Origin of the sequence: Psychrobacter sp. JCM 18902 (assembly GCF_904846615.1) — a bacterium.
GTDB lineage: Bacteria > Pseudomonadota > Gammaproteobacteria > Pseudomonadales > Moraxellaceae > Psychrobacter.
In genome coordinates this window covers 1,104,413-1,116,712 of sequence record NZ_CAJHBK010000001.1, presented here as the reverse complement: position 1 = coordinate 1,116,712, position 12,300 = coordinate 1,104,413, and the positions used below count along the sequence as shown (strand labels likewise).

Sequence of the window (12,300 nt, the reverse complement as noted above, 5' to 3'; positions counted from 1 at the left end):
CCAAGACAAGCTTCTAACATCAGAATTGCTCATTTTAGCTATAAGAAAAACTTTTCTAAAATTTAAATTAAATTAAGCCTAACGCGCACTCATCTCTGGTACTGGACGCAATTCTTCACCGGTATATTCCGCACTTGGGCGAATGATACGGTTATTAGCACGTTGCTCAAACACGTGTGCGGCCCAACCTGTTAGACGTGAGCAAACAAAGATTGGTGTGAACAGCTTGGTTGGGATACCCATGAAGTGATAAGCAGAGGCATGGAAAAAGTCAGCATTACAGAACAGTTTTTTCTCACGCCACATCACTTCTTCACAGCGTACTGATACTGGATATAGCACTTCATCACCGACATCTGCTGCCAGTTTTTCAGCCCAACCTTTAATAACGACGTTACGTGGATCTGATTCGCTATAGATGGCATGACCAAAGCCCATAATTTTGTCTTTACGCGCCAGCATACCCATCATTTCTTCTTCGGCTTCATCAGGTGAACTAAAGCCTTCAATCATATCCATCGCCGCCTCATTAGCGCCACCATGCAGAGGACCGCGTAGTGAACCGATTGCGCCAGTGATACAAGAATGGATATCAGATAGCGTAGAAGCACACACACGAGCGGTAAAGGTCGAGGCGTTGAACTCATGCTCTGCGTACAAGATAAGCGAGACGTTCATCACTTTTGTGTGTAGCTCGTTTGGTTTTTCACCTTTAAGCAAATGTAAGAAATGACCTCCAATCGTCGCATCATCCGTTTCAGTTTCGATACGCACGTTGTCATGAGTGAAGCGGTACCAGTAGTTGATGATAGAAGGGAATGCCGCAAGCATGCGATCTGCTTGGTCGTTTTCTTCATCAAAACTCATTTCGGTTTCTAAGTTACCCAGCATAGAGCAACCTGTACGTAATACATCCATTGGATGCGATTCGGCAGGGATACGCTCAAGCACGTCTTTTAATGACTGTGGTAGACCACGTAAGCTTTTGAGCTTGGCTTGATAAGCATTAAGCTCAGTTTGGTTTGGCAAGTTGCCATAAAGCAGTAGATAAGCGACTTCTTCAAAGATGCATTTGTCTGCCAGCTCTGACACGTCATAACCGCGATACGTCAGACCAGAGCCTGATTTTCCGACGGTAGATAGAGCGGTCTTGCCAGCGACTTGTCCGCGTAGACCTGCGCCTGACAATACTTTTGTTGATGGGTTTTGTGCTGCCATGATAAAATTCCTTTTGTGGGTAGCTTTTTGGGTGAAAAACGGTGTTTCTAAGTTTCTAAGTTTCTAAGTTTCTAAGTTTCTAAGTTTCTAAGTTTCTAAGTTTCTAAGTTTCTAAGTTTCTAAGTTTCTAAGTTTCTAAGTTTCTAAGTTTCTAATAATAAATTTATTGGTTAATGACTGACTATAGCGTTACGCAGGCTGTTCAAGCTGTGGACCATCTAAATCGACATTACAGCGCTCAAACTCCGCTTCGATAGGGCCGTTTAAGACTTCCATTGCGCTGCCTTCGCCTTCTGCATTATTGATTTTCATGTACTTGACACCCAGTGGTGATTCCATGAACGTCTGAATCTCAGTCATCTCTTCTGGAGTAGGGTCAGCCATTGGCGTTGCAATCTCTTCACCATTCATGACGCGCAGTTGCTCATTACCAAACGTAATCAGCTTTTTCCCTACCTCTGACGTATAAAAGTTATCCAACTCTTTTAACTCTGCACCGGTAAACTGACTCTTATAGAAACGATCGACTTCGGCTTTACCCAAGTCTTTGTCGCGTGATTCGAGACAGCTGACTTGCTCTGCACTGAGCGCACCACTATTGATAACTGGTGCGAACAATAGACTGTCGACGGTATCTAGCGTAATCGTTGTCATGACCAAATCATCTTGAGTGACAGGTGCAGGAGCCTCTTTGGTAGCATCAACTTCAGCAGTGCTTGCACCACTGGTCGTATCGTCGGCGGTTTCTGGTGTTTTATCACAGCCCGTCATGAATAATAGCGCCGCAATCGTGCTGCTCAGTAGTGACGTTCTAAGAGCAGTATTAGCAGTAAAAAATGGCATAAATAACCTAAAAATAAATGAAGACGGATTTCGAAAAGATAACACACTCAAAGGTGAGCTATCTTTTCAGTGTTGCCAATGAAGAATGCCTAACTACTTATTAGCAAATAGCTTGTCTAGCGTCTGCTCAAACTCATGATAATTTAAGAAATCATACAGCTCCATGCGGGTTTGCATGGTATCAACAACTTTTTCTTGGGTGCCATCAGTCAATAGATGCTGATAAACGTTTAATGCCGCTTTGTTCATCGCTCGGAAGGCAGATAATGGATAGAGCACCATCTCGACACCCACGCCATATAGCTGGTCAGTGGTGTAAAGGTCGGTCTGACCAAACTCTGTCATGTTTGCCAGTACTGGAATATCTAGTACATCGGTGAATTTACGATACATCTCGATATCGGTTAACGCCTCGGCAAAAATCATGTCTGCGCCTGCTTCTTGGAAGGCAACAGCGCGCTCGACAGCAGCATCAAGACCTTCTACCGATAGCGCATCCGTACGTGCCATGACCACAAAATCAGGATCAGTTTTTGCGTCCAATGCCGCTTTTAAGCGATCAACCATTTCTGAAATACTGACGATTTCTTTATTTGGGCGATGACCACAACGTTTTTGCGCCACTTGGTCTTCGATATGTACCGCTGCCACGCCCGCTTTTTCCATTTTTCTGATGGTTTGGGCAATGTTGAATGCACCGCCAAAACCAGTGTCGATATCTACTAATAACGGCGTATCAACTGCGTCAGTGATACGTCGTGCATCTTCTAGTACATTATCAAGGCTAGTCATACCCAAATCAGGAAGACCAAATGAGGCATTTGCCACACCAGCACCAGAGAGATATAACGCTTGGTGACCGACTTGGGTCGCCATCATCGCTGTATAGGCATTGATAGCACCTGCAATCTGTAGTGGCTGGTTATTATCATTTTTTTGAGTGAGGGCACTGCGAAAGCGTGCGCCTGCTGAAGATAAAGTCATGTGAGTGTCCTTGCATAGAGAAATAGTATTATCGTTATTGTGTTCGATTATACTCAATAATCAGTGAGTGAAAAGCATTGTTTGAGCATCTTTATTTAAATAATTTAAATAAATAGTTTATTAAAATTAATATTATTCACTATATGAATAGCATTATCTATAAAGTAATGGTTTGCTCAAACTATTATTCATATTGCTGAATTCACAAAGACACGTATAGCCCATTATTTACATTTATTTACAATAGCGGTTGCGCTTATTTTTATCGATTCATGGTTTTAGCTTATCAAAAAGCCCTAATAGCTAAGCTAAAAGGGCTTTTATGATATAAATAGATGTTTTTAAAACCGATACCTAGCCAAATAGTCCAGCAAGATTGGCTAAAAATAACAGCGCAAAACCCGTTAAGAAGATGAGTCCCGCGATAGAGAGTGCATTCATGCCAAAAGACAGTTTTTTATGGTTTTTAACCAGTGAGTAATTTAACCAGCCAAAGATAGGCGCTGAGACAAACGCCGATATCATGGCAAACTTAAGCATAGTACCTAATTGTCCAGTAAAGAAAGTGATAATCATCAACCCACCACCGATAGCATAGGTCGTCCAAAAAGCGATTTGCTTTTTGTTGATTTCGCTTTCCCCTTTTATTAGACGCCAGCACTCAGCGTTGGCACGGCCATAACCGTCTGCACAGGTAATCGTCGTGCCAAACATACACATAAAGGCGACGAAAGCGACCAATAGACGTGACCATTCACCGATGGTTGCGGTATACATGTTGATCAACTGATTGATATAAGCGCCACCGACCAGCTCAATTTCTTGTCCTGAGCCATACTGTACAAACACACCTAACGATAAGAAGAACAATGCCAAAATTGCTGAGACGGCATAACCGACGTTAAAATCTAACAAACCTTGGCGATGGGTGGTGTGATCGGCTTTGACTTTGGCAGATGTCCACATCGAGGTAATGGCGGCAAACTCAAGCGGTGCTGGCATCCAGCCCATGAGTGCCACGATGAAACCTAAAGTTGCTAAATTCCAAGGAGAGGCGGCCACAAAGTCAGCAGCCATGACTGTCGGCTTGCCAGCAGCAATGATGACAGCAGCGACGGTCGCAGTCGTCAGCGCAATCATAATCCATTTGGTCACACCATCGAGCAATTTATAATGCCCTGCAATCAAAAAGAACCAAGAGACCGCCACGATAATCAATGACAGCGCCATCGTCGAAAGACCAAGGGAGGCGGGTAGCATAAAGCCTAGTATCACCGCCGCGATGAGCGAGACCGCACCCGTACTAATGACAGCTGATAGGATAGAGAGTATAAAATATACCCACAGATATACTTTTGAGCGTTTGGCATAGCCTGCAATCAAACTCTCGCCAGTGTCATAGACATAGTCGGTTGCAAAGCGAAAAAATGGATACTTAAAAACGTTGGCTAAAATAATCATAATGGCCAGTTGCCAGCCATATATAGCGCCAGCCTGCGTCGATGAAATCAAATGCGAGCCACCGATAGCAGCGGTTGCCATTAAAATACCGGGACCAAAGATGCGCCAGCTAAAGCCTTCTTGCGGCGAGGTCGCAGTATCGTCAGTGGCATTTGGGTTGGTGCGTGGGTTATTGAGTGGTTGTGTGGTCATGAATACCTCTAAATGGTTAAAACGGCAAATTATCACTTACCTGTGTCAGCTTGCCAATGATCATGAGAGAAGCGCTTTATAAACTGCTTAAATATAAAACGATTCATCTTGTATCGACTTTAGCACACCGAAGCCAGTCAAGAGAATGATTATTCTAGTTGTTATTACTATTTGTTTGCATTGCCATTCTTTTTAGTTAGCATAATCAGTTGCTAATATCAAGCATTAAGGCTGATTATTTTTTAGCGGTTCTTTATAACACAATATCCATTCAATATCTGATAATTTAAGGCTGTGACACAAATTTTTGCTGCCGATAAGTGATGCCGCGCTGCTCATATACCTGATAGGTGGCGCTCAGTAAATCAGAAATGCTGGGATGAACGAAATCTTTGAGTGTATGTAGATAAATAGGGGAGGTGACGTTTTCGTGTACTAAACGTTGATAACTGATTTGGTCGGTACGCACAGTCTTTAGGCTAGCAGGCACAAGCGTAATGCCTTCGCCAGCCGCCACCAATCCTAGCGCTACTTGCAAGTCACTCACCGTCGTAGTCATAAAAGGCGAAATACCGTATTGTGCGAATAAGTGTAGCAACGGCTCCGTAATAGGCGCGCTAAGTGTGGATTGCTCAGCGCTTGTGCGTCTGGATTTTGTATTACTATCCAGCTTTGCACTTGTTGATCTTACGCTAGTCGCTATCGGTAAATGGGTTTGATGGTAGAGAATCAGTCGATTGTTTGCTAAGTCTATCAACCGTTGCTCCTTTACATGCGCCAAAGGATGGGCTTTCGGTAAGGCAACGACATAACGCTCATGACGCAGTAGTATTTGCTGAATCCATGGATCTTGATGAGGGAAACGCCCAAAACCGATGTCTATTTCACCAGATTTGAGCGCCTCTATTTGTTGATATGAGCTGATGTCTTTGAGATTGACTTCGATATCGGGGCTGGATTGCTTCAGCATGGCAATAATTTCAGGAAGCAATCCATAAAGCACGGATGGGACAAAGCCAATATTCAGCATGCTGCTGGGCGTCGATAGCCGCTGCGTCATGCTGGTGACGGTATCAATCTCTGTCAATATGGCGCTGATTTTGTCGTAAAAGAATGTACCAGCTTCGGTCAGATGTAGCGGTCTATGGTAGCGATCGACCAATTCCACACCCATATCTGTTTCAAGCTGTTTAAGCAGACGACTCAAGCTTGGTTGTGACAATCCAGTTTTAGTCGCTGCGGCACTAAAGCTCCGTGAATCTGCGATAGCAATAAAAGCATTGAGCTGTTTTAAATCCATATCTTTATGCTCACTTGTTTATGATGTCATCGTTGCTTGTGGCTTATTTTTTTGGCTATTTTGATTATTTTATCCGAATAAGAGCAGCAAGCGACAAATTATGCTTGAAGCGAACGAGGCGAGCTACTATATTGTTTGTTAACGTTAGTGTTACACTTTAGCAAACAATAAAAACTTTATTCTTAATTCTAGCCGTCATCTACTTTTCCGCGGTAAAAACTGGTTTGGTATTACTTCATGAGCGACAAAAAAAATAGCCCTAATGCGCAGTTAGAGGCAAATTTAGCCAAAATTGCTAATACTAAGCCACGTAAGCGTATGCGTAAAGATAATATCTACGAGCGTTTCATCACACGTGTCGAAAATGTCGATAGTAATGAGGATAACGCTACTTTCAAAGAAAATGCATTAAAACCACTAAAAAACACCAATCATCTTTCATCGTATGAGCCATTAAGCGCCACAGAGCTAGAATTATTTGCTAATTTAGAGCAAGAAAGCGTGAGCACAGATATTCATGTAGATTTTTCTGATGACGATAAAGACGAGGGTTTTTCGACAAATCATGCACCGATAGCTAATACTGACAACTCTTTAGATTCTGATGCAAATAATGGTAAATCTTCTTTATATATCGCTGACAGCGCAAATGCTGATGATTTAAAACGTCAAGATTCAGAAAGATTAGCAGCTGAAAAAGTTAGAAACGAACAACTATCTAATAATAACGACGCTGTAAATGACAGTGCCATTGCTAAACAATTAGTAAAGTCAAAGGAAAAGCAAGTAAGTAGCAAAAAACCGCTTATTATTGGCATGATCTTTGGCTCATTATTGATTGCTATTATTGTAGCAACACTAATTTTCACCGGCGTTCTATCGACCTCAACGAAAACGATGGCACCTGATAGTACAGAGACGAAAACAACAACGACAGATGCAGCACCAGCTGTTAGCACTGGCAAAGTAGTAGTAACCGATGATAACCAACCTTCTGCTGATACAGGCGCGATAGACAAATCGACAGTGATGTCGCAACCAGATGAATCCCCCACTGAAAATCCAGACACTAATCCTAATGGGGTAGAGACTACTGAAGCCCCATCGACCATGCCAGCAGCTGAGGCAGCCATCACTTATGATGACTTTAGAGAAGAATCCCAAAGTACCTTGTATCGTGAGACCAATGATTAGGGTCTGTTGCACATTCATAATTTCAACTAGTCATTCAATCTAAGGCATATTCTCAATTCAAATGGACTGAGTTATGCCAAGCAGCGTTAAATATCTGCTTAATACCTTGAGATAACCTGTGCTATTTTGCTTATTAGACTGCAATTCATCTCATTTTTATCACCATTTCTCAAATTACTCATCAGCAACTAGCCATACAATAATAGTGCTTTCAAGCCGCTTATCAGTCAATTCTATCGCTCATACCAAAAATCATTGCAACATACCCGAGAGCCCGTATCCTGAGATCAAGGATACGGTGATAGGCCGTTCATAACATGGATTGACTCGGTATTGAATTATGACTATCTCAGACAATAAAAATGATATCAATGAAAGTGTTGGCTTATCCAGTAACTCTAATAACGAGCCTCTATTAGCAACCGACACAGCAAAGCTAGCAAAAGGCAGTTTGCTGAGTCATGTAAAATGGTTTGCCATAGTGGGCGTCTTGTTGTTAATGACTATATTTGTGTCGGCTCGTTTTTTTTCAACAATCCCTCAAACATCCATGGTAAGTGTTCATGTACCTGTTACGGTAGCTACTCATCAAATCAACGAGACGGCAGCAGATAGTTCACAGCTAGCAAAAGTTAAAAATAATCACAATCAGGCTAATGTTGAAGCTAAGCATGCTCAAGCCAAGAATGCTATTAGTTATGGTGATTTTAGACAGGAAGCACAGAATATCTTATATCGTGAGGCAGAAGCGTCTGTCTCACGTGTGAACCTAAATACAGCTAGCATTGAGCCTGCCATTAGTCATGAAGATTTTAGAGTAGAAGCAAAAAATATCTTATACCGTGAGGAAAAATAATCAAGTTTATAGGCTAACAGTCACTTTGGTTAATGCTAATTGATAGTGGACTTAACCATATTTTTAATTTCAATGACACTTAATATCTGCTGACCATCTGCAACCAGCAGTAGCGTACTACCACGGCGTGCCACTTCTGGTAATTGTTGTTCTGAATCCATAGTACATCGACGTCGCCAGCAGCTTCCACCGCTCGTCCAAAGATCACAATCACCTTAGCTTGAGCATCTAGCTCATGACTACTACGCCAATCGTTGTCGAAATTAAGCAAACTAACAAAGCCACTGAAATAAAAATAGCAATGAGTTTGCATTTTGAGAGGACGGCAATATAGTCAGTTCAATCTCATTTGGCGTTCTGGTACGTTTGGCACCTTATATTCTACCAAGGCCATCATATGCTCTAAGAAGCCTTGTTCAGGCGCTTCGGTGATATGAACAATATATCAGTGTTGAGCCATATAGAGAGCTATCAATTAAGTTATGGATACCGCTTAAATATTGAATCTTGAGTGACGATGGAGCAGTATTTTTTGGAAGCACTAGGGGTTTTTAACATTGTAAATAATTATAGAAACAACAATGATTATCATTTACAATACTGTTCACAAAGTTAGTACACACAGCATTATTAGCTAAATATAACTTTTACCACTTTTTGATCCTCCAATTAAGTGAAGTGAATATGAAACGCCACCATCAAGTTGCTCTATCCTTTCTTACCCTTTGTATCAGCCAGCAACTATATGCACAAAACAATGTCAATGCTATGGACATCGCTTCAAATACGATTCTTTCAGAAGACTTAGCTGTCAACGCCGCCTCAAGTGAGTTACCAAACGTGACTTTAAATACCATTACGGTCACTGCTAAAGCAAGAACAGGAACGGCTTTGGCACAAAAAATTAGTGAGATGCCTGCCGTCACACAGGTAATTACCGAAAATGAGCTGCAGATGCAGGCGACAGGCAATCGTACTACTGGAGATATATTGGCTCAGCTGATTCCAAGTTTGGGGGCAAGCAGCGGCTCAACCAGTAACTATGGCACGACCATGCATGGCCGTCCCGTGCAGTTTTTGCTGAACGGTGTGCCATTGAGTGGCTCACGCAGCCTTTCACGCGAGCTAAACAGTATCGACCCTGCGCAGCTTGAGCGGGTAGAGGTGCTCTCTGGTGCGACCAGTATTTATGGGGCTGGCGCGGCTGGTGGTCTGATTAATCTCGTCACAAAATCTATGGTGGGTTATGGCTCTATCAGACAAACCAGAGTCGGCGTCAGTAGCAGTCGTAATGTTGACTCAGATTCATTGGGTTATCATGTGGGGCAGACATTAGGTTATGGCGGTGAGCGAGTCTATGGTCGCCTAGATTTGGATTATGATCGTAAGGGCGGCAAATTCGATAGTCATGATAATCGCATCAGCCCAGACGTCAATCAAACTGACCAACAAGATACCGAGTCGCTAAGTATTAATGGTAGCTTGGGTATAGAGCTCACTGACAGCCAACGTCTTGATTTAGCAATGACTTACTATAATGATGAGCAGGATACTGACTATGGTCCAGACTATGGTGATGGTTTGGCAGTATTATTTGGCGCAGAACCCTCCTTAAAGGCTATTTATGGTGCCAATGTAGAAAACGAGCCTTATACCACCAAAGCATCAGTGAACCTTAACTATAATAATGATGATATTGCAGGCTCAAATTTGAGCGTCACAGGGTACTATCGAGACGAAAAAGGCCGTTTTTACCCTTCTGGGAAAAGTGCAGCAGACCAAGCAGCTGAAGTTTGGGCTGCCAATGGTCTGACTGATAAAGACACACTAGGTAAGCTGTTGAGCGCAGCAACATTCGTCACTCAATCAGAAGCAGATATTGAGGTGATGGGTTTGCGTGCCGCTATGCAAACGGATAGTGAAATTGCGGGTAAAAAGACACTGTTTAGCTATGGGGCTGATTTTGAACGCGAAAAAAGTGAGCAAACCTATGAAGGGCAAGACTTAAACACGTTTCTTGCTAGTAATGGTTTGAGCGCTCAAACCAACGGACTATCTTATAATGGTGGACCAGATACCACCATTGATAAATGGGGCGCTTTTGTCAATGCCGATATAGATATCACTGATAAATGGCATACCAGTGCTGGCGTGCGCTATCAAAAATTGAAAGCAGAAACGGCTACTTTCACGCCCATTTATGAGCAATTGCTCGAAGAGTATTTTAATGATCCTCGCATCAGTGGTGTCAGCGATGCTTATGGCATTGACTATCAGGCTGGTCAAGTGGAAAAGGGCAATACAGACCACGATAAAACCCTATTTAATATCGGTACCAGCTATCAATTAACCCCAAATGACCAAGTATTTGCCAATTTTTCACAAGGCTTTACCACTGCTGACATTCAGCGTGCGCTACGTGATGTACGGGCAGGCTTTGTCGTCAACTCAGACAATGTACAACCTATCGCAATCGACAATTACGAGTTGGGCTGGCAGGGCAAGCATGGCAATACTGCTGCACGATTGAGCGGTTTTTATAATAAATCAGATAAAACGGTACGCTTTACCAATGACTATACGGTAGAAGTGGTCGATACTGATGAGCGCGTCTACGGAATAGAAGGTTCGCTCAGCCATGATATTGATGATCAATGGCAATTGGGTGGCAGTGTTGCCTATACTCGTGGTCAGTATGATAAAGATGGTGATTGGTTGGAGCTTGATGCCGTACGCTTGACACCCCTTAAAGGCACGGCATTTACACAATATAACTTCGATGAAGGCAGCAATGTACGTCTACAAGCATTAGCAATTGGCGGTAATAATAAAGCCTTTAAGGATCAACAAAAAGATCCTGATTCTAGTGCATTACCAGTCACAGGTTATATGACACTTGATGTATTAGGACAAGTCAAAATGCCGGTAGGTCGAGTAGACTATGGGATTTATAACTTACTCAATAAGGATTATCTAACGGTTTATCATCAAATAACCTATGGCGATTTGAATCGTTTGCCTGCATCGGGTACAACTTACGGGTTGAGCTACACTGTGGATTATTAAAAATAATATCAGACCAGTTTTTATTGCCCATAAAAAACTCTTCACTATCTCTTTAATTTTAAGACCGCTTTATTAGTTTTTTTATATACATCAAAAACAGGCTTATTACTTAGTAGTAGTAAGCCTGTTTTTGATGTAATGAGTCTCGTAAATGTGCAACGAGCAGTTTTAACTTTTGATCCGGTTGTCTGGCCTTAGGATAAACCGCATATAGCCCCAGCTTCTTGCTGGTAAAACATTGTAAAATCTGCGTGAGTGTATTTTTCTGTATCTCCTCATAGATCAACACTTGTGGTAAAAAAGCGATACCTAAATCGCTAAGCGCGGCTTGTTTAATTGCACTCAGATGATTGCTATGAAACCGACCAGGGACAGATATTAATTGCTCTTTGCCGTCTATATATAGCGGCCATGTACTGTTAGCCGTATTATCAAACTTATAAACCAAGCACTCATGATTTTGTAACTGTTCAGGAGTTTGAGGCGCACCATGTTGCTCTAAATAGGCTGGAGTCGCGCATATAATCCACTGGCTATCTATAAGGCGCCTTGCAATGAGTGAAGAATCTTCAAGCACAGCGGTCCTTAGTGCCAAATCAAATCCTTCCTCTATCAAGTCAACCAATCGATTGGTAATTTGTAACTCTACTGATACTTCAGGGTGTTGTTTACAGAATTCGGCAATAGATTCGCTAAATATGAAATTCGCAGAGACCACAGGCATGGTTATACGTATATGGCCTTTCATATCTTCGCCGTAACCCGTGACAGCATTTTCAGCTTCTTGAAAGGCGGATTTAGCAATTTTAGCTTTGTTATAAAGCGCCCTGCCTGCATCGGTTAAGCTCAACTTTCTAGTGGTTCTATAAAGCAGTTGTGTATTTAAGTTCTCTTCTAATCTCGCAATGCGCTTGCTCACTACCGAGTTCGTCAATGATAATTTTTCAGCGACTCTAGAGAATGACCCTTCTTCGACAACTTGAACGAATAAAATCATGTCGTCAGCTTTGGTCACACTTGTTCTCCAATTGTAGTAATGTGTTTCTAATTATAGCAAAAAAGGAAAATAACATTGTCCATTGATGCAATATATCAATGAATTAACAAGGCGTAGACTATTTCAGGGCATTTTTAACATTGGGACATAAACTGTCGCAAGTCGTGCTCAGCTTTGTCTACAAGACAG

General features: G+C 42.2%; 10 protein-coding genes. 3 read left to right on the top strand and 7 right to left on the bottom strand.

From position 1 onward, the window contains the following. Positions 1-78: 78 nt before the first annotated feature. The 5 genes from prpC to JMY05_RS04555 all read right to left on the bottom strand — a co-directional run bounded on the left by prpC (position 79) and on the right by JMY05_RS04555 (position 5,998). The gene (prpC, locus tag JMY05_RS04575; protein WP_201614267.1) at positions 79-1,218 is read right to left on the bottom strand and encodes a 2-methylcitrate synthase; all 1,140 of its coding nucleotides are present in this window, start codon (positions 1,216-1,218) and stop codon (positions 79-81) included. 189 nt (positions 1,219-1,407) lie between these two features. Then, positions 1,408-2,061: a DUF2059 domain-containing protein gene (locus JMY05_RS04570; protein ID WP_045447284.1), complete on the bottom strand. Its 654-nt coding sequence runs from the start codon at positions 2,059-2,061 to the stop codon at positions 1,408-1,410. A 93-nt stretch (positions 2,062-2,154) separates the two neighbouring features. Next, entirely contained in the window at positions 2,155-3,045 is an 891-nt protein-coding gene (prpB, locus tag JMY05_RS04565) for a methylisocitrate lyase (protein ID WP_045447287.1), read from the bottom strand. A gap of 354 nt (positions 3,046-3,399) precedes the next feature. Then, positions 3,400-4,698, bottom strand: coding sequence for an NRAMP family divalent metal transporter (locus JMY05_RS04560; RefSeq protein ID WP_045454703.1), 1,299 nt, complete (start codon positions 4,696-4,698; stop codon positions 3,400-3,402). Between the two features lie 286 nt (positions 4,699-4,984). After that, a complete protein-coding gene (locus JMY05_RS04555; RefSeq protein ID WP_201614266.1) occupies positions 4,985-5,998 on the bottom strand; it encodes a LysR family transcriptional regulator in 1,014 nt (337 codons plus the stop codon). A gap of 237 nt (positions 5,999-6,235) precedes the next feature. Between JMY05_RS04555 and JMY05_RS04550 the strand changes: the two genes are divergently transcribed. Then, a complete protein-coding gene (locus JMY05_RS04550) occupies positions 6,236-7,192 on the top strand; it encodes a hypothetical protein (protein ID WP_201614265.1) in 957 nt (318 codons plus the stop codon). Positions 7,193-7,532: 340 nt separating this feature from the next. Next, complete coding sequence (locus tag JMY05_RS04545) at positions 7,533-8,048, top strand: hypothetical protein (protein WP_045447297.1); 516 nt, start codon at positions 7,533-7,535, stop codon at positions 8,046-8,048. Between the two features lie 35 nt (positions 8,049-8,083). Here JMY05_RS04545 and JMY05_RS13955 read toward each other — a convergent pair whose 3' ends face one another. Further along, positions 8,084-8,209, bottom strand: a complete 126-nt coding sequence (locus tag JMY05_RS13955; RefSeq protein WP_265089049.1) for a hypothetical protein — start codon at positions 8,207-8,209, stop codon at positions 8,084-8,086. Positions 8,210-8,732: 523 nt separating this feature from the next. Here JMY05_RS13955 and JMY05_RS04540 point away from each other — a divergent pair. Continuing rightward, positions 8,733-11,114, top strand: coding sequence for a TonB-dependent receptor (locus JMY05_RS04540; protein WP_201614264.1), 2,382 nt, complete (start codon positions 8,733-8,735; stop codon positions 11,112-11,114). 109 nt (positions 11,115-11,223) lie between these two features. Here the strand turns inward: JMY05_RS04540 and JMY05_RS04535 are convergent, their stop codons facing one another. Then, positions 11,224-12,129, bottom strand: coding sequence for a LysR family transcriptional regulator (locus tag JMY05_RS04535; protein ID WP_201614263.1), 906 nt, complete (start codon positions 12,127-12,129; stop codon positions 11,224-11,226). Positions 12,130-12,300 lie beyond the last annotated feature (171 nt).